The sequence below is a fragment of the Tangfeifania sp. genome (genome assembly GCF_055108615.1).
This window is the reverse complement of the sequence record NZ_JBSQIC010000070.1, coordinates 1-19,500: the sequence shown is the minus strand read 5'-3', so window position 1 is coordinate 19,500 and position 19,500 is coordinate 1. Positions and strand designations below refer to the sequence as shown.

The window sequence follows — 19,500 nt, the reverse complement described above, 5'->3', positions numbered from 1 at the left end:
GTACAACCCAAATTTTACCTGCTGCTCGACAATGAACTGGGATTGTCGCTTTTTGCCGGTGCAGGGATGGGCATCTATTTTATGAAATCGGAAGGCAAAATTGTGATGCCCGACAACACCATTTCCTTTTCAGACAAGCAAATATTCAACTCACAATTTTATTACACCATCAATGCTGGTGCCGAAATGCGGGTACTAAAAAAGTTTTCCATGGGAGTTGCCCTCGGTGGAGATAATGTAGATTTCGACTCATCCTACAAAAGGTTAAACTGGGAAGAAAAATTTGAAACAGCAGGATCCCCTTCTTCCGCGCTTCATTATACGCTGCATTTCAAATTTCATTTTTAGAAAATGAAAAAAACAAAAAAGGATTCCAACTTTTCAGAAATTGTTCGATAAAAAGATGGAATCCTTATCGAATTACAACTGCTTAAAAAAATCGTTTCCTTTGTCGTCAACTATGATGAAGGCGGGGAAATTCTCCACTTTAATTTTACGAACGGCTTCCATTCCCAGCTCTTCAAAATCAATCACTTCAACCGATTTGATGCTGTCTTTGGCCAGGATAGCTGCCGGGCCGCCAATGGAGCCGAGGTAAAAACCACCATGTTTTTTACACGCATCGGTAACTTGCTGCGAACGGTTGCCTTTGGCCAGCATCACCAGCGAGCCGCCATAGCTTTGGAATTCATCCACATACGGATCCATACGCCCTGCCGTGGTTGGCCCGAAACTACCGGAAGCCATGCCTTTTGGCGTTTTGGCGGGGCCGGCATAATACACCGGGTGTTCCTTGAAATAATCGGGCATCGGTTTTCCTTCGTCGAGCATTTTTTTGATTCGGGCATGGGCAATGTCGCGGGCAACAATCAACGTTCCGCTCAGGTTCAGCCTTGTTTTTACAGGATGTTTCGACAGCTCTTTGCGCACTTCTTCCATTGGCCGATCGAGATCGATATCCACCGCCGGCTGTAAATGAGGCGCTTCCCTGGGCAGGAACCTTGCCGGATTTTTCTCCAGCTCTTCCAGGAAAATACCATCGACGTTAATTTTGGCTTTGACGTTGCGGTCGGCACTGCAGCTCACACCCAAACCAACCGGGCAGGAAGCTGCGTGGCGCGGTAAACGGATAACGCGCACATCGTGCACAAAATATTTTCCGCCAAACTGTGCCCCTACTCCACTTTCGCGGCAAATTTGCTCCACTCTCTTTTCCCACTCCAAATCGCGGAACGCCTGGCCGCCTTCGTTGCCTTGGGTGGGCAGGTTGTCGTAATAACCGGCCGATGCTTTTTTCACGGTAGCAAGTGTAGCTTCAGCCGAAGTACCTCCGATAACCAGTGCCAAATGGTAAGGCGGACAAGCAGAGGTTCCCAAATCCATAATTTTTTCTTTCACAAACTTGGTCAGGTTCTCCTCGGTGAGCAACGATTTGGTTTGCTGGTACAAAAAAGTTTTATTTCCTGAACCTCCCCCCTTGGTTACAAACAAAAACTCGTAACTGTCGCCTTCTTCAGCATAAATATCGATTTGTGCAGGCAGGTTGGTTCCGGTGTTTTTTTCTTCGGTCATTGTAAACGGGACCACTTGCGAATACCTCAGGTTTTTATCTTTATAAACATCATAAATTCCCTGCGACAAATGTTTGGCATCGTTGACACCGGTAAATACATTTTCGCCCTTTTTGCCAATCACAATGGCTGTTCCCGTATCCTGACAGGTGGGAAGTTCACCTTCGGCTGACACCACCTGGTTCAGCAACATGGTGTGCGCTACAAAACGGTCGTTATCCGTTGCTTCCGGATCTTTCAGGATATCCGCCAGCTTTTGCAGATGGTTGGGCCTCAGGTAAAACGACACGTCTGAAATCGCTTCGCGTGCCAGCAATTCCAACCCTTTGGGATCAACTTTTAAAATTTTACGGCCATCCAGTTCACTGGTTGAAACATAATCTTTGGTGAACAACTTATATTTCGTATCATCTTTCTGAATGGGAAATGGTTTTTGGTATTTAAATTCGATCATTTTTTAAATGTTAAAATTCAACTTATTCACAAAGATAAAACTATTCGCTATTTTAGATTTCAATCTTTCAAATTTGAACAGGAAGTTTAACTTTCTGCCAACTTTATTAATTTCACGGCAATCGAAAATGATTATTTGTACATTTAACAATCTTAATTGAAAGTGCATCAACAATGAAAAAAACACTGCTATTCCTGGTTACAATTACTTTTTTCGCTGCCCAACTACTGTTTGCTCAAACGGGTTCACTCACTGTAAAAACATGGGTTCCTGAAGAACTAAAAACGAATGCAAAACCCGAAGGCCGGATTTTTCTTTTTATAGCAGAAAGCAGTGGTCGCGAGCCCCGCCTGGGTATCTGGCCGGGCGGTTCAACCCAAATATTTGCTGCCAATATTGAAAACTGGAAGGCTGGCGAAGTTTTCACTTTCAGCGGTTCGGCTGACTTATCCCGGTCGAAAACCATTTCGCTGGATGAAATCCCCGAAGGGAATTACAGGCTGCAGGTTTTATGGGACCAGAACCGTGAAGCCTCGCAGATAAATGCTGAAGGAAATCTGTACAGCCAGGTAATGCGGATTGTACTTTCAGGCAACCTGGATGTGGAACTTCCGCTGGAAAATAGTGTTCCCCCCCAGGAACTGAACCAACACGAGTTGCTGAAAGAGGTAAATATAAAAAGTGACGTGCTTAGCGAATGGTGGGGAAAAGAGATGCGGTTAAAAGCCGCCGTTCTGCTGCCACCCGCTTTTCACGATGAACCGGACAAGTATTTCCCGGTGCGCTACAGCATTGCAGGTTACGGTGGCCGCTACACGCGAGCCAACAGGTTTGTGGAATGGGATACCAATTTTATGGACTGGTGGCAATCGGATGAATCTCCTGAAGTGATAAACGTTTTTCTCGATGGCGAAGGTCCGTTTGGCGATTGTTACCAGCTCAACTCCGAAAACAGCGGGCCTTACGGAACTGCACTGACAGAAGAACTGATTCCTTATATCGAAAAAAAATACCGGGGAAAAGGAACGCCCGAAACCCGTTTTCTCGACGGTTGCAGCACAGGTGGCTGGGTTTCGCTGGCACTGCAACTCTTTTATCCCGACTTTTTTGGCGGCTGTTTTTCCTACAGTCCCGACCAGGTGGACTTTGAAAACTGCCAGCTCATGAATATTTACCGCGATGAAAATGCTTTTTACAACGAACACGGTTACCTGCGGCCAATTATGCGCGATGTTACCGGGGAGCCGATCGTTTCGCAAAAAGCTTTTATTCAGCATGAAAATACGCTGGGGTGGAACAATACCTACACCACATCGGGTGGGCAGTTCGGTGCATTTACTGCGCTGTTCAGCCCAAAAGGCGAAGATGGATTGCCGGTGCCGCTGTTCGATCCGCAAACAGGTGAAATTGACCACGAAGTAGCGGAACACTGGCGGAAATACGATTTGAAAAACTATGTAGATACCAACTGGAAAACACTCGGCCCGAAAATACAAGGTAAAATCTGGATTTGGATGGGCGACATGGACAACTTTTACCTCAATCCTGCACTGCGGGCTTTTGACGAAATGCTGAAATCAAAAGATAATCCTAAATCTGACGCAGTTATTAATTTTACACCCATGACCGGGCACTGTTCAGGATACAGCCATATTAAGGTGTTGAACCAGATTAAGGAAAAGCTGGAAGAGAAGTAATTATGAAAACACGCCAGGCGGTTGGAACCGCGTAACGGATGTGTTATGATTCCAGAATCTTTTTCAGCAAATTCACAACAAACAGGAAAACAATGGCACCTATAACGGAAGTCACCAAAGTTCCGATTATCCCGTGACGGATATAAATTCCCATTTCCGGCAAAAGCCAGTTCCCGATGTATGCTCCAATTATTCCGATGATAATGTTCAGCAGGCAGCCATACCCCTTACCTCGCACTATTAAACCTGCAATAGCTCCTGCTGCCAGTCCGATTAAAAGTACATATAGCATTTTTCAGTTTTTTCAATTCCATAAAATTCAAACAAAAAAGAAAAGGTTGTTTCCGGGATAATAAAAATCAGGAAACAACCTTTTTAAAACATTTTATCGAACAACTGCTCCCTCCTCCGGAGTGGTATCTTTGTTATTTCTATTTTTCACCCAGATGGAAAAAATGATAAACAGCACTACCAGGATTACCGGCAAAATGGCCATATTACGTAGTGTTACCTGTGCTCCGGACGTGCCTATCGACTCCCCCATAATGGGTAGCACCATCGATGTGGCTACAAATCCGGCACCCCCAAGAATCGACATTCCCAGCGCTCCGGTTTTGGGTGTATATTCTGCTGCAGCACCAATCATTGTGGGCCAGAAATAACACACACCAACGGCAAATACAGCAGCAGAAAGAACAGTTAAAACAGGCCCGTTGGTTACACTCAGCAACAGCAATCCGGCAACTGAAATCACTGCAGAGCCAAGGAGAACACCTGGTGTATTTAAACGATGAATCAAACCGCCTGCAAAATAACGGCCCACCGCCATTAAACCGGTTACAACCGCAAGAATTATCATGGGATGAATTCCTTTATCGGCCAGTAACAGCTCAATAAACTGAGTGGTACCTAATTCTGTTGAAGCAGTAAGCAGCATACAGGCAAATATGAAAGGAAACAACAGTGTGATTTTATTAAATGTTTTTCCCTCAATAATTATAAATACAGCAATTATGGCGATAATTATTAACGGCACCGAATAATTTGCAGTGATGGCATGAGATATCGACGAAACATTTGCAACCAGTATCATAAAAATTACAGCAAGCGTTATGGTTACCGGAGCGCCAACATTTCGCATCATCTCTTTGTAACTCACTCCCGAAGCAACTCGCTCGGTTTCCGGAATTTTTTGTCCGAAAAAGAGGAAACCGTAAATCGCCAGCGGAATAAACAGCAGGCCAACCAAAACCTGCCATGGCAGGTTCAGACTATCCATAACTATTGCAGCGAGCAAACTGCCAATAACAATTCCACCGGGGAACCATACATGAAAGCGGTTCAGCATTTTCGATTTTTTCTCGGGATAGAGTGCCGTCACCAGCGGATTACAGGCAGCTTCCACACTACCGTTTCCAAGCCCGATTAACACATTGGCAAGAAACAATGAAGTGTAATCTTTTGCTAAAAGCAGCAGCACAATTCCCACTAAATGCAGGCCGAATGCCAGCCAAACAATGGTACGGGTTTTAACAATATCGATAATATAACCGCCGGCAAACATCGCGACGGCAAATCCCCAAAAGGCGGGGGCCAGTGCACGCCCCACTTCCTCGGGAGTCAGTCCGTAATCATCAGTAAAAACAGATGCAATTCTGGCCCTGATGGCAAAAGTGATGGCAGTTACCAGCAACGCCAGACAGCTTGCCACAAAAAGTCTCGTTCGGTTCACATTTTCCATAATTTTGTTTTTAAGTAGTTTTAATTCAATTTATTAAAAGTATTATAAAATGGCTTTAATATGAAAATTATTGAGTACCTGCCAGATAATTGACAGCCTGAAAAATCAAATTCCGGAAATGCGGAGAGTTGTAAGAATTTGAATCGTGGCCCGGCTGAAGGTACACAATGGTTGAGGCGTTGTATTTGTTTTCCCAGCCAATAACAGGCGAACTTTCGGGATAGCTGGTTTTCAGCAAAGGCGTTACGTCGGGTAAAACCCGGTAATTTCCATACACCTCGTCAAAAAGCCTGAAATCATGAAAGCCTTTGGTAACCGGATTTTGCGAATCGACAACTTCAATATCCACCCACACATCGTGTTTGTAAGTCGAAAGTTTTTCCCGCGGGATTCCCTCCCCTTTTTCTACGTATCGGCCTCCAATTATTTGTTCAAACTCATCCCAGTTTTGGTACGAAACCAGCGCGTGGTGAAAAAACAGGAAAGGTTTACCCTCTTTGGTCAGATCGATATAAGCCTGTTTTTCCTTTTCCGAAATGGGTTGCCACATATCGTAAAAAACCAGCACATCAAAATTTTGGGCAGCACCTTCGGCAATGGCTTTATTGGCCGCCGGCTGAGGGAAATGTTTGTATTCAATGTTTTCAAGAGCATCGAAAAGCTGAAAAAACTGAAGGGTATCGTAAGAGTGGCCGCCGGTAACCAGCATTATTTTAACAGGTTGGGCTTGCAGCGATAAACACATGAAAAACAAAGCAGCAAATACGACTAACGGTCTCATTTTATTTCGGTTTAATAGTTTTTCATTTCAAAAGCAAACTATAAAGCAGTGTCACTTTACCTAACCCAATCACCGGGAGAAGTATTAAAAATTTCCCGGGTCAATTTACAAAACAGAAACTGCTCTTTTTTGTAAAAATAACAATAATATTCAGTCATCCACGAAGTTCCTCCGATTTTTGAGCCAAAAAAATACGGAAGATTTCAGGTTTGATATTAACCACCACTGCGCTTTTAATTGTTGTTGCACCCATCGTGGCGTGGATTCTTTTGCCCGGGTTCGCCAATAAAAAACTCACCAAATTTGTAGCTGAAAAATCGGGTGGAAACTACCATTTAAGCATTCAAAACATCGAAAGAAAATATTGGACTTTTTTCGGTTAAATTCCATGAGGTGAGCTTCGTCCAAGATGAAGAATTTTCACCAAAGGCGGAACAGGATTCAACAGGCAAAACCACCTATTGAGTTCAGGCAAAAAGCATTGAATTTGAGGGAATAAAATTCAGGAAACTGCTCCGCAACAAAGCATTTTGGTGCCGGAAGGTCAGTATTGAAAAACCTGAAATCTCATTGGCGGGCGATGAACTGGCGCAAAGCAACTCAGAACAAATGGCCGAAATGATACTTGCCGAAATCAGGGCAGTTTACCAACATTGCCGAAGTGCTGCAACAGCACAACAATCTCATCATCGATACACGGGCCGAACTCTACAATCAATCGGCGCTGAGCGCTCGTTTTAATTTCGACATGACAAGCAATAATTATTTTAACTACTGGTGGAAATCAATCTATTCCGGCACCAAAAAAGTGTTGGGCATAGAACCAAAGGAATAGTTCAGCATAATAAATACGATTAAAAAAAAACATACGTTAAAATCATATATGCTGTCAGCTATTTTTACAGGGAAGCTTTCCGGCACCAATTCTTTTTACGTAACTTTGAAAAAATAAATGTAAAAAATTTAAATATGAAGATAAAATTCAATGCGCTTACCAAAACACTGTTATTGAGCCTTTTGGTGCTTTTCTTTTCAGCCTGCCACAATTTATTCAACAACGATGACGACGAACCGGTTAACGAATATTTGGTTAGCTACACAAATGTAAAATCATACCCTACGTTTTTTGTAAAGCAGGCTTTCGACAAGATTTCAGAAGAATACCCGGAAGTTGCACCTGTTATTTCTCCCATAAAAGAGCGTGCCGACCACGGAATTATGGTTTATAAAATAACCTACTACACTACTTTCCAGGGGAATCCCAAACTGGCATCCGGGCTGGTGTGTGTCCCCATGGGCGAAGGCACTTTCCCGGTAATGAGCTACCAAAACGGAACAAACACGCTGCACAGTCAGGCTCCGTCGGTAAATCCCGACAATGAACTATACCAGATGCTCGAATTTGTGGCTTCCACCGGATTTGTCATTTCAATCCCCGACTACCTCGGCTTCGGGGCATCCGACAATATGTTTCATCCCTACCTGGACAAGGAATCAACCGTTCAGAGCGTGCTCGACATGTTGCGCGCAGTGGAAGAGCTGGCAACCAACTACCTCGATATTGGCCTCGAAAACGAACTATACATCAGCGGCTATTCGCAAGGCGGCTGGGCTACCATGCAGGTACAGAAAGCAATAGAGCAACAGTTTTCAAACGAATTTAACCTGAAAGCAAGTGCCTGCGGGGCCGGACCATACGACCTCAGCTACATTAACGAATACATTTTAAGCCAGACCGAATACCCCATGCCCTATTTTACCGGCTACATGCTGAACAGCTACACCAACCTCGGCGACGTGACAACACCAACCGACACCGTGTTTAACGAACCTTATGCAGGTAAAATTTCCACCCTTTACGACGGATCAAAATCGGGCGAGGAAATTAACGCCCAACTCACAACTTCTGTTGAAGATTTGTTCAACGCCAATTACATTGAAAATTACGCAACCGATACTATTTACACGTCCCTGGTGGAAACCCTGGAGGCCAACAGTATTAACGCCTGGGGCACTTCAGTGCCCACTCGTATTTACCATGGTCAGGAAGATGATTTTGTGCCCGCGCAGGTTTCGCAAAACATCTACCAGGATTTTCTCGATGCCGGTGCAAACCAGGTTGAAATGTTTCCCTTACCGGGGTTGGATCACATCGACGGTATTATCCCTACCGGCCTTGCATCAGTGAATTGGTTCCTTGAGCTTACCGAATAACAACTACACATAACAAGTACAAATTGATTATTAATGTTTATCGGTGCCGTTTTTTTCATAAAAAGAATCAGTCAAAATTTAAAAATTTTCCAAATTCATTTTTATATTAGCACTCAAAATTGAGTAGTTATTTTATTCAATTTTAAATATTCATTCAACCTACTCGGGCTGCTTTATGTAACTGAGGGGGCGGAGCTGTAAGAAAACCACAGGAAACCCATTTATAAACCCCTGATTACAAACACACTCAATTATTAGCACAGAAAATGATTGAATCATTAATTACATCGAAAACCCGCATTAAGTTGCTGCTGAAATTCTTTTTCAACAGCCAGACCAAAAGTTACCTGCGAAGCCTGGAAAAGGAATTTGGGGAGTCGTCGAATGCCATCCGGATTGAACTCAACAGGTTTGAAGAGGCCGGCATGTTAAAATCGGAATACGTGGGCAACCGCAAATATTTTCAGGCCAACACAGAACATCCGCTTTACAACGATGTGAACAATATCCTGAAAAAATTCATCGGTATCGATAAAATTATTGATCGCATTACCAGCCAGATTGGCGACCTGGAAGCAGCTTATGTGACTGGGGATTTTGCCAAAGGCCGCGATTCAAAAATCATAGACCTGGTACTGGTGGGCAAAAATCTCGACAACAATTTTATTGGCGATTTGGTACAAAAAGCACAGGAACTCATCGACCGAAAAATCCGGTACATTATACTTACCGCCGACCAAATGCAGCAAATTTTCAACCAGAAACCGGCATTGCTCATCTGGAAACAGGATAAATAATAAACCCCGTCATTTCCACAATTTTGCAATTCCACAATTTATCAGTTTATCAATTTATCAGTTTATCAGTTTATCAATTTATCAGTTTATCAATTTCACAGTTTATCAATTTATCAATTTCACAGTTTTACATTTTATCATGCTCAACACTGCCATTAAAGCGGTCCTAAAAGCCGGCCACGAAATACTAAAAATTTACAATAATCCGGAAGCCGATTTTTCAGTTGAACGTAAAGCTGATAATTCGCCGCTCACCATTGCCGACAAGGTCAGCCACCAGCTTATAAACCAGCTGTTAAAAACCACAGGCCTGCCCGTTTTAAGTGAAGAAGGCCGTGATATTACCTACGAGGAACGAAAAAACTGGGAAACCTTCTGGATGGTTGATCCGCTCGACGGCACCAAAGAATTCATCAAACGCAACGGCGAATTTACAGTGAATATCGCCCTCATCACAAAAAATCAACCCGTATTGGGAGTTATTTATGTTCCGGTTACGAATGTGCTTTATGTGGGGGAAATTCAGAAAGGCGCATGGAAACTGGAAGAAACGCCCGAAGATGCTTCGTTTGAAGCGGTAAAAAAAGCTGGCACCCGGTTGCCTGTTGAAAACCCAAAACCTGGCTACACCATTGTGGGCAGCCGCTCGCACGCCAACGACGAAACACGGGAATACATCGAACAATGCAAAAAAGAACATCCGCAAATCGACATCATTTCAATAGGAAGTTCATTAAAAATTTGCATGGTTGCCGAAGGAATTGCCGACGAATATCCGCGTTTTGGCCCCACCATGGAGTGGGACACGGCTGCCGGCCACGCCATTGCCAATGCAAGTGGCAAAAAACTCTGGCTTACCAGTCTTGAAAATGAACTCACCTATAATAAAAAGAATCTGCTCAATCCGTATTTCATAGTAAAATAAACCATGACTTTCGATTCCTGGATAGTAATAATCGCGCTGGTCTTTCTAATCGTAGCCTTTCTGCTGCGGGCCATGCGTCCCGGGCTGATACTTTTCAGCGCGGCAGCCATTTTTATGGCCACCGGGGTTATTACCGACCAGGAGCTCATTGCAGGATTTTCCAACAACGGGGTTATCATCATCGTTGTGCTGTTTTGGGTGAACGAAGCTATCCGGCAATCGGGACTGATTACCCGACTGGCCCAGGCTTACCTTCCCCGAAAGAAAAACCCCATGGTATTTCTTCTGCCGCGTCTCATGGTTCCGGTGGCATTCATGTCGGCTTTTCTCAACAACCTGCCCATTGTGGTAAATTTTTCACCAGTGCTCATCCGCTGGGCCGAAGGCCTGAAAATATCGAGCAAAAAATTTCTGATTCCTCTCTCCTACGCTGCCATTTTCGGGGGAATGTGCTCCCTCATCGGCACCTCCTCCAACCTGGTGGTGCATGGTTTGATGATAGAAAACGGTTTCAGGGGACTTCACCTTTTTGAACTGGCAAAAGTGGGCGGAATAATTGCACTGATTGGTTTTGGTTACATAGCAATTTTCGGAAATTTATTGCTGCCCGGTAAAAAAATAAAACCCCAAAAAATAAATACCGAAGCCAAAGATTACTACTACAACCTGGTGCTGCCCAAAAACAGCCCATTAGCAGGCCGTGAACTGGAAGGACAACGGTTGCCGGGCCTCAGTCGCCTCGAAGTACACGGCATTGAACGCGATAAAAAGCTTATTCCGCTGGAAACAAAAAATATTAAGTTGCAGGAAGGAGACGAAATACTGGTTAAAGGCGATGCGCACAGCCTCAACTATATTCTGTCACACAAAGAGGTTGAGATAAAAGGGATCGATTACCTTCGGCACGAAAAACCGGAAAACCTGAAACAGTACGAAGTCGTGCTTTCTCCACGCTTCAGTGGCCTCGGGCAAACCGTGAAGGAATTCGATTTTTTCAACCATTTCAATGCAGTTATCCTGGCCGTGCACCGTAACGGTGAACCGATTACTGCCAGCCTCAACAACCTGAAACTGGAGGTGGGCGACAACGTGGTGCTGCTGGCTACCGATAAATTCATTGAAACCTGGGAGTCGTCCACCATGTTTTACCTCGTGAACTATGTGCGCGACCATTACGTAAAGAAAAATTCGCTGCAACGCTGGACGGCATTGATTATCCTCACGGCTATGGTGGCCGGAATCGTCATCAACGAAATTGTATCGTACAGCTACGGAATGCGCCTGAACATTCTCGTGTATGTTTCTCTCGCTGCCGTCCTGCTGGTGTGGCTGAAAATACTGCCTCAAGAGAATTACACCCGCTCGGTGAGCTGGGACATGATAATTGCCATTGCATCGGCTTTTGCCATTAACAAAGGTATTCAGAATTCAGGGATTGCACAGGCCTATGCACAGGATGCAGTAAGTTTTGTCAATTCCCTGGGGCCTGTGGGGGCGCTTGCTGTTATTTACATTACCACAACCATATTTACCGAAATAATTACCAATAACGCCGCGGTGGCACTGGTCTTCCCGGTGGCGGTTATTGCAGCACAACTGCTGGAAGTGAACCCGCAGCCTTTTTTCGTGGCCATTGCCATTGCCGGGGCAGCCAGCTTTATGACCGCCGGAGGTTACCGGGCCAACCTGCTCATAAAGGCATTCGGGAAATACACCCGCGCCGATTTCCTACGCATCGGTGCACCCATGCAACTTATCGCGTTTTTTGTCAGCATGTGGCTCATCCCGTATTTCTGGCCATTCTGAAAAAAAATGAAATAAATTATTGCATTGTACCTGCACAATAAAAAATCTGCCTAAGTCTATTTACCTGCATACAATTTTTCACTTTCACAATTTCACAATTTTTCACTTTAACAGTTTCACAATTTTTCAATTTAACCATTCATCATGAATAACATTCACCCTGTATTCGACCGCATTAAAAACCGCACAGCAAAAGAAATTTATTTAAAGCAAAAGGCGAAAGTAATCTGGTTCACCGGCCTGTCAGGCTCCGGGAAAACCACCCTGGCCAGCATGCTGGAGAAACGGCTGTTTGAACTCAACTACTTTTGCCAGATACTCGATGGCGACAACGTGCGGTCGGGCATCAACAAAAACCTGAAATTTACAGAAGAAGACCGCATGGAAAACATCCGCCGGATTGCAGAGGTATCGAAACTCTTCATGAACTGCGGCATTATTTTAATCTGCGCCTTCATCAGCCCAACACGGGAAATGCGCGAAATGGCCAAAGAAATTATCGGCAAAGACAACTTCCTCGAAATTTTTGTGGACACGCCCATTGAAATATGCGAACAGCGCGACCCCAAAGGGTTGTACAAAAAAGCGCGTGCCGGCGAAATTAAAAACTTCACAGGAATATCTTCCCCGTTTGAAGTGCCCGATAAACCTTTCCTCGTGGTTGATAACACCAATCCCAATATGGACGACACCGTGCGTACCATGACAAAAAAAATCATCCCGGAAGTCCGGTTCGATCCGACTCCTATTCTTTAGACCAAATATTATTTGAAATATTTTCACCTCTACTCTTTGTTCTATTTAGTACATTTGAATAAAACTTTTATCATGGAAACAACAATAAGAATAAATTCGAATGAAATTACACCGGAATTGATTGAAGGAATAAAAAAATTATTTCCAAATAAAACGATAGAAATTAATATACAACCAGCTGATGCAACAGATTATATTTTAAGCAATCCTGAATACGTAAAAGTTCTGGAAGAAAGAATAGCTCAATACGAAACAAAAAAGAAAACCATTTCTGTAAAAGCCAGCGATCTGGTATGAAAACAATTGAATTTGTTCCGGAAGCATTTAAGGAATATCAGCGGTGGATTGAAACTGATAGAAGAATTGCTCTAAAAATTCAGTAGTAATTATATCCTGTTATTCGCATTATTAACCTCGCTGGTACGGGTTTATCACGAAGTGATCTCAATGAGGCAATCCATACCTCAGCGCAACAATTTAACCTTTTATCAATTTGACCATTTAACAATTTAACAATTTAACCATTTAACAATTTAACCATTTAACAATTTGACCATTTAACAATTTGACCATTTAACAATTTAATACATGAACTACAAAAATCAAATTCTCGAAAAAATAGCCAATAACAAAGAAGTTGTGGGCGTTATCGGCCTCGGATACGTTGGCCTCCCCCTCGCAGTAAACTTCGCCGAAGCCGGTATCAAAACCATCGGGTTCGACAAAAACCCTGAAAAGGTTGACAAAATCAACCACGGCAGCAACTACATCGAAGACATCCGCGATGCGGTGCTGAAAGAAGTGGTTGACAACGTGTCGCTCAGCGCCACAACCGACTTTAGCCGAATGGCTGAATGCGATGCCCTGATTATAGCAGTTCCCACACCGCTCGACAGGTTTAAAAAACCCGACATGAGCTACATCGAAGCCGCCTGCACCGACATTGGCCGCTACATGAAACCGGGCACCTTCATCTCCCTCGAAAGCACCACCTACCCCACCACCACCGAAGAAGTGATGCTTCCGATAATACTTAAAGCCACCAAAAGCAACCCGCTCTTCAGCGACGCTGTCACCCTGAGCGGACCTGTCCCGGCTGAAACGTCGGGAGTCGAAGGGTCTTCTTTTGTCCCCCCTCGGGGGACCCGCGAAGCGAAGGGGGCTTCCAACCTCCCCCTTGTGAATGAGGGGGCTTCCAACACCCCCCCTTTGGGGGGACCGAGGGGGGCTGGCGCTCCTTTCTGGCTCGCCTACTCCCCCGAGCGCGTAGACCCCGGCAACAAATCTTTCCACACCCGCAACACCCCGAAAGTATTGGGCGCCATGACACCCGAAGGCCTTGAAATTGGTGAGGCCATTTACGCCAAAGCCATCGACACCATCCACAAAGTCAGCTCTCCCCGCATTGCCGAAATGGTAAAAATCCTCGAAAACACGTACAGACTTATAAATATAAGCCTCATTAACGAACTAGCACTTTTGGCCGGAAAAATGGACATCAACATCTGGGAAGTCATCGATGCCGCTGCCACCAAGCCGTTTGGGTTCCAGCCCTTTTATCCTGGCCCCGGCATTGGCGGGCACTGCATCCCCCTCGACCCGTTCTACCTCGAGTACATCGCCAAAAAATACAACTTCGACCTCTCCATGATTCACACTGCCGGCCACATCAACATGCGCATGCCACACTACATGTACATCAAAATCGCCACCGCACTTAACCGCCACAAAAAAGCAGTCAACGGCAGCAAAGTACTCTTTATGGGTGTGGCCTATAAACCGAATATCAATGATGAAAGAGAATCACCCGCACTCGAAATCATCGACATCACTGCCCACAAAGGCGGGGACGTATCCTATCACGACCCGCACATCCCTGCTGTCAAAACAAATGAGGGAAGGGAATTTAAATCAGTGGAACTTACAGCCGAAACTTTAGCAGAAGCGGATGTAGTAATACTCACAACCAACCACTCAGCCTTTGACATAAATTTTATAAAAGAAAAGGCACGTCTAATTGTTGATATGCGGAATATGATTAAAGAGGCAGGAGATAAAGTATATAAATTATAACAATAAAACTCAATAACCCAATCCCCCCTGTATCCCCCTTGATTGGCAAATTCTGCATTCCACAAAATCATCGGAAATCAAAGGGGGACGGAGCTGCTGCCTTAAAGTCCAAACCGCCAAAACCCGCAGGTTCCCCGTCCCCCTTTGGGTACAGGCCAATTTTGAAACTGTACCCTCAGACCAAAGGGGGAAAGAGGGGGATTCAGGCAGTTCTTCAAAAGGAAATATAAATAAAACAACAACCATTTAAACTTTTCAGTCTTGATACTTGCATCTAAAAGTATTGCGTCTAATACCCCTTTTTGATTTTACCAACCGTTTTAATAAATTTGGAGAAGAGAATGAAGACGTTAAAATAGATCGTTTACAAAGAATACAAGTATTACGTTTCACAATGCCTGAATGTCGATGTTTCAAGTTTTGGGAATACAATCCAGGAAGCCATTGACAACCTGAATGAAGCGCTTGCACTCTATTTTGATGAACCAGATTCGGAAACAGAATTTCCGGTTATTAATGAAACCCTTCTGGGAGAAACCTCTGTTAATGTCTAAATTACCATCATCCAAACAAATTATCAAGGCTCTTAAAACCAATGGCTTTACCTTTGTTTCCCAAAGAGGCAGCCATGCCCCTCGCTGGTGCGGATTTGTAATCCGTACCTCAGCCATGGGCTGAAAAATAACAGTTTGCAAATACTTTCAAGCCATTTGGCTTGCACACCGATTACAAATCGGCGCGAGCAGGGGAGGAATATGTATTGAGAGATGGAAAGGTTTCTAAACAGGTTTCGTAGTAAGGGTTTAAGACCGCTTCGTCGTTCCTCCTCGCGGAACCTTGCACTTAACATGATTTGGAATACGAATATTACTGCACAAAACAAACTTAGTAGCACGACTTCCCGATTCAGTGACACCCAACCTTTGGGATCCTCCGGCTGGCGGAGAATCTAAAGACGACGGTGGAACTAATTCCGAGAGCAAAGCGACCTGGGGCAACCAGAAACCGCTTTGTTTTTAACAATCCTTTTAATAAATTTGAAAGAAAAAAATGAAAGCACAAGAATATAACAAAACTTACAATATCCCTTTTTACTTTAACGACTTGTTAAAGCTGATAAAATCCCTTCCCATTCAGGATAAAGTAAAAATTGAAAAGGAATTGGAAAAAGAAACATTATTATACCGTTCCCGGCAACTTTCAAAAAAAGTGAAAGAGAATTCGTTCGATATGGAAAATATTGTTGCTGAGATATCTGAATACAGGAAAGGAAAAGAATGAAACGGGAAGTTTTTATTCTCGATACAAATATCTGGATAAGTTACCTCTTGTCAAAAAAATACGATCATCTGGTAAAAATAATTTTAGAGAATAATCTTAAAGTTGTAACGTGCCAAAATCTTATTGCCGAAATAACACAGGTATTGCAAAGAGATAAATTCAAAAAATATATTTCCGGGAATGAAATTGCGGAAGCTGTAAAAATACATTTGAAACTTTGTAAATTAGTTCAGGTTAAATTGAAATCAAATAATTTAACCGACAAAAAAGATAATTATCTTATAGATCTTTATCGCGAAGCAAAAGCAACTGCGCTGGGAACAGGTGATAAACTTTTATCTGAAGAAGCTTTCAAACTTGGCCTCAACGTAATTTCGCTTGCAAAATTTGAAAACATGATGGGCTAATGGAAAGCAACCAGAAAGCAGCAGACAAGCTTCAAACCTCCCTCTGCTGGCGCGCGATTGTATCGCGTACAATTACACCACACGTTGCAATCGCGCGGTAGCGGGGCATCTCCCGCCTCGCCGAAACCGGCACACCAAAGTACAAAGCACAACCTACACCAACTACAGCTTTGTGCGCATGGACCTCGAAGACCGTAACCGCGTAAACCAACTGATTGAACAGGAAAAATTCGGCAAGGTGTGTAATTCGGCGGCTTCTTTAGACTTTAGGCCCGATTCAACAAGAATGAATGGCAGTAAAATATTTTAACCAGTACACATACTGTTTCAAAATTCAATGAATAGAATTACCTTTGCTTACAATAACAATTAGATAGAACATGATATGATACTCAAAGAAAACATAAAGGACAAAGTCGATAAGCTCGACAATTATGAACTTAGGGTAGTGGAATTATTAATTGATTCATTAAAAAGAAAAAAACCGGTAAAAATGAAAAAACCGGTTCCATCAATAAATTACCCTTACCAGCAAGTTATTAAGTTGATGGAGCATCACCCCATCACCTCAGATGACATTAAACAGGGACGGGAAGACAGATTATGACCCTGTTTTTCGACACATCAGCCCCGGTGAAACTTTTTAGCAACGAAGAAGGTTCGGAAGCTGTAAAAAAACTTGTGACGAATCCTTCGAATAGCATTAGTGTACTTGATTTGGCATTAATTGAACTGCAAAGTGCTATTTACCGGAAATACAGAAACAATAAAATTCCCGAGGAGAATCTTGGAAAAATTCAAAGCGCCATTGAAAATCAAATGGCATATTTTAATACTGTCCCAATGGGATTTGACATCATGGAAGAAGCGCTGATTCTGATAAAAAAATTTGGAAAAGTTTATGGGCTGAGAACACTTGATGCGCTACATGTAGCTGGATGGAGAATTATTGCAGAACCAGGTTGGATTTTTGTTTCCTCAGATAAAAATCAATTAAATGTGGTTACACAATTGAATTACAAAACCATAGTTGTTTAGCCCATACCGGCATTCCCCGCGAGGCCGAAAACCGGCACCTCTGCTGGTGCGCGATTGTATCGCGTATATAACACCACACGTTGCAATCGGGCGGTAGCGGGGCTCTTAGCTCATGACTCTTGGCTCTCTGCTCTCTGCTCTCAGCTCTCAGCTCTCAGCTCAATATTGCACTTATAAACAGCAATAATTTAATATCTTTACAAAAATTCAGACAAGATGCTTGACATAAAAAAAACATACCTTACCGACGAAAAAAAACGACCTGTTGCAGTTCAGGTCGATATTGAAACATTCGAAAAAATGGAACAACTGCTTGAAGATTATGCATTGGGGCAGTTTATTGAAGAAAATGATCCGGCTGAAAATCTCTCCCTAAACGAAGCCAGGGAATATTATCGAAAGTTGAAACGATAATGGAAATACGGGTAAACAAAACTTTTTTAAAAGAATTGGTAAGAATACCGGCCAACCAAAGAAAAAAAATCGAGCAATTTGTTTTTAGCGATGCCCGGGCGTTTGAGAAACAGGAAGATATTCCAAACTTACGAAAACTGAAAGGTTACAAATATTTTTACAGAATACGGTTTGGAAATTACAGGACAAGGAGTAAGAATTCAAAACGACACCCTGATTTTCGAGCGTCTTTTGCATCGAAAAGACATCTATAAATTTTATCCGTAAACCAGATTTCACAGCGCCAGTGAAATTCACACCAACACTGGTGCGCGATTGTATCGCGTACAAATTACACCACACGTTGCAATCGGGCGGTAGCAGGGTTTGTCCCCCTTGCCGAGGGAAACTAGCAAAGCAGAGGGGGTAAACATACAGAATCATTGTTTTTAACAGCTTATTTTAGTCGTAGCATAAACAAAAAAAGAAAATTGATATGGAAACTATAAATATCTCGGAAAAAAAAGAAAAAATCAAATGGGACTACGATGCCGAAGCAGATGTGCTTTACATCTCATTTGGGAATCCGCAGAATGCAGAAGGAGTTGATATTGGCGAGGGAACAATTGTGAGGGTACAAACCGAAACCAATGAAATTACAGGGGTGACCATCATTAATCCCCTGCATCGAACACTCAAGTCATTGTCGGGTAAGCAACGTATTGGCCGTAAAAAGAAAATTTCTTCTGCCACAAAATAAAGCCCGGTGCTGGTGCGCGATTTGTCACGAAGTGATCTCTATGAGGCAATCCGTACCTTAGCGCAACAATTTTACAATTTTTCCAATTTACCCCGTGGAATAAATCGGAGATTTAACGCAGAGCGTTATTCCACGGGGTGAACCCCGTGGAATAAATCAAAGATTTTAACGCGAAGCATCATTCCACGGGATAAAGGCAGGAAACCGGACCAGAAAACTAAAACTCATTGAAGCGATAAACCCGGAATGGAAAGATTTGTACGAAACATTATAAGGTACAGGGGCATGAGACCGCTTCGGATCCGCCGGCTGGCGGATCGTGGAAACCTGCACAAAATGAGATTAGAATGAAGGACGTTCTTTCCCATAATTCGACTGGGAATAAGGGGCATAAGACCGCCACGGCTCCGTGGCCAGATGAAACGTTTAGGGGGACTTGCCCGACGGCGTTAAACAGGCGAACAGCATCGCCTCGCGGAATCTTGCACCTAACATTATTTGGAATACCGATATCTCTGCAACAAACAACATTCGTGGCACGACTTTGCGAGGGAGCGCAGCGACCGCGGCAAACTCATGACTTTGAGCACAATGCCCGTAAGAAAGAAAACGTCCTAAACAAACACAGCAGGACTATGATGAGACCGCGTCGGTCGTTCCTCCCTCGCGGAATCCTGCTCCTAAAAAAACTAAAGAAGTCCGCTTCTTTTCCCCAAAAAACAAAAGAATACCTTATTCTTTCCCCGTTTGGGGGAATGGTCTGCGTAAGGAATGTGCGAAGGATGACCAAGGGGGCCGGGGGAAAT

The 19,500-nt window shown here is 43.5% G+C and carries 20 protein-coding genes; 16 read left to right on the top strand and 4 right to left on the bottom strand.

The features are described 5' to 3' along the window. Positions 1-348: hypothetical protein (locus ACTCNA_RS13730; RefSeq protein ID WP_462948496.1), on the top strand; the 348-nt coding region annotated here is incomplete at its 5' end. A gap of 72 nt (positions 349-420) precedes the next feature. On the opposite strand, the gene ACTCNA_RS13725 is transcribed toward ACTCNA_RS13730, so the two are convergent. Continuing rightward, a complete protein-coding gene (locus ACTCNA_RS13725; RefSeq protein WP_462948495.1) occupies positions 421-2,025 on the bottom strand; it encodes a fumarate hydratase in 1,605 nt (534 codons plus the stop codon). A 173-nt stretch (positions 2,026-2,198) separates the two neighbouring features. Here ACTCNA_RS13725 and ACTCNA_RS13720 point away from each other — a divergent pair, with 173 nt between their 5' ends. Further along, on the top strand, positions 2,199-3,722 hold the full coding sequence (locus ACTCNA_RS13720; protein WP_462948494.1) for an alpha/beta hydrolase: 1,524 nt from the start codon (positions 2,199-2,201) through the stop codon (positions 3,720-3,722). Positions 3,723-3,765: 43 nt separating this feature from the next. Here ACTCNA_RS13720 and ACTCNA_RS13715 read toward each other — a convergent pair whose 3' ends face one another. The 3 genes from ACTCNA_RS13715 to ACTCNA_RS13705 all read right to left on the bottom strand — a co-directional run bounded on the left by ACTCNA_RS13715 (position 3,766) and on the right by ACTCNA_RS13705 (position 6,244). Next, positions 3,766-4,014 (bottom strand): GlsB/YeaQ/YmgE family stress response membrane protein, encoded by a 249-nt coding sequence (locus ACTCNA_RS13715; RefSeq protein WP_462948493.1) that lies wholly within the window; start codon positions 4,012-4,014, stop codon positions 3,766-3,768. Positions 4,015-4,107: 93 nt separating this feature from the next. Then, the gene (locus tag ACTCNA_RS13710; RefSeq protein ID WP_462948492.1) at positions 4,108-5,463 is read right to left on the bottom strand and encodes an MFS transporter; all 1,356 of its coding nucleotides are present in this window, start codon (positions 5,461-5,463) and stop codon (positions 4,108-4,110) included. A gap of 67 nt (positions 5,464-5,530) precedes the next feature. Further along, entirely contained in the window at positions 5,531-6,244 is a 714-nt protein-coding gene (locus tag ACTCNA_RS13705) for a ThuA domain-containing protein (RefSeq protein ID WP_462948491.1), read from the bottom strand. Positions 6,245-6,869: 625 nt separating this feature from the next. On the opposite strand from ACTCNA_RS13705, the gene ACTCNA_RS13700 reads away from it, so the two are divergent. From ACTCNA_RS13700 to ACTCNA_RS13635, 14 genes are all read left to right on the top strand, one after another. Beyond that, the gene (locus ACTCNA_RS13700) at positions 6,870-7,079 is read left to right on the top strand and encodes a hypothetical protein (RefSeq protein WP_462948490.1); all 210 of its coding nucleotides are present in this window, start codon (positions 6,870-6,872) and stop codon (positions 7,077-7,079) included. 134 nt (positions 7,080-7,213) lie between these two features. Then, positions 7,214-8,458, top strand: coding sequence for an alpha/beta hydrolase family protein (locus ACTCNA_RS13695; protein ID WP_462948489.1), 1,245 nt, complete (start codon positions 7,214-7,216; stop codon positions 8,456-8,458). Between the two features lie 266 nt (positions 8,459-8,724). Then, positions 8,725-9,255 carry a hypothetical protein gene (locus tag ACTCNA_RS13690; RefSeq protein ID WP_462948488.1) on the top strand — a complete coding sequence of 177 codons (531 nt, stop codon included), beginning with the start codon at positions 8,725-8,727 and terminating at the stop codon, positions 9,253-9,255. A gap of 139 nt (positions 9,256-9,394) precedes the next feature. Then, positions 9,395-10,180, top strand: coding sequence for a 3'(2'),5'-bisphosphate nucleotidase CysQ (cysQ, locus tag ACTCNA_RS13685; RefSeq protein WP_462948487.1), 786 nt, complete (start codon positions 9,395-9,397; stop codon positions 10,178-10,180). 3 nt (positions 10,181-10,183) lie between these two features. After that, complete coding sequence (locus ACTCNA_RS13680) at positions 10,184-11,986, top strand: SLC13 family permease (protein ID WP_462948486.1); 1,803 nt, start codon at positions 10,184-10,186, stop codon at positions 11,984-11,986. A gap of 144 nt (positions 11,987-12,130) precedes the next feature. Beyond that, entirely contained in the window at positions 12,131-12,742 is a 612-nt protein-coding gene (cysC, locus tag ACTCNA_RS13675) for an adenylyl-sulfate kinase (protein WP_462948485.1), read from the top strand. 72 nt (positions 12,743-12,814) lie between these two features. Then, a complete protein-coding gene (locus ACTCNA_RS13670) occupies positions 12,815-13,039 on the top strand; it encodes a hypothetical protein (protein WP_462948484.1) in 225 nt (74 codons plus the stop codon). A gap of 291 nt (positions 13,040-13,330) precedes the next feature. After that, entirely contained in the window at positions 13,331-14,815 is a 1,485-nt protein-coding gene (locus ACTCNA_RS13665; protein ID WP_462948483.1) for a nucleotide sugar dehydrogenase, read from the top strand. Positions 14,816-15,865: 1,050 nt separating this feature from the next. Beyond that, a complete protein-coding gene (locus ACTCNA_RS13660; RefSeq protein WP_462948482.1) occupies positions 15,866-16,096 on the top strand; it encodes a hypothetical protein in 231 nt (76 codons plus the stop codon). Then, positions 16,093-16,503, top strand: coding sequence for a putative toxin-antitoxin system toxin component, PIN family (locus ACTCNA_RS13655; protein ID WP_462948481.1), 411 nt, complete (start codon positions 16,093-16,095; stop codon positions 16,501-16,503). The genes ACTCNA_RS13660 and ACTCNA_RS13655 overlap by 4 nt, the downstream gene beginning before the upstream one ends. Before the next feature lie 385 nt (positions 16,504-16,888). After that, on the top strand, positions 16,889-17,110 hold the full coding sequence (locus tag ACTCNA_RS13650) for a hypothetical protein (protein WP_462948480.1): 222 nt from the start codon (positions 16,889-16,891) through the stop codon (positions 17,108-17,110). Beyond that, a complete protein-coding gene (locus tag ACTCNA_RS13645) occupies positions 17,107-17,541 on the top strand; it encodes a type II toxin-antitoxin system VapC family toxin (protein ID WP_462948479.1) in 435 nt (144 codons plus the stop codon). Before ACTCNA_RS13650 ends, ACTCNA_RS13645 begins: the two co-directional genes overlap by 4 nt. Positions 17,542-17,757: 216 nt before the next feature. Continuing rightward, the gene (locus tag ACTCNA_RS13640) at positions 17,758-17,955 is read left to right on the top strand and encodes a hypothetical protein (RefSeq protein WP_462948478.1); all 198 of its coding nucleotides are present in this window, start codon (positions 17,758-17,760) and stop codon (positions 17,953-17,955) included. A 475-nt stretch (positions 17,956-18,430) separates the two neighbouring features. Next, positions 18,431-18,694, top strand: coding sequence for a DUF2283 domain-containing protein (locus tag ACTCNA_RS13635; protein ID WP_462948477.1), 264 nt, complete (start codon positions 18,431-18,433; stop codon positions 18,692-18,694). The last annotated feature ends 806 nt before the right edge of the window (positions 18,695-19,500 follow it).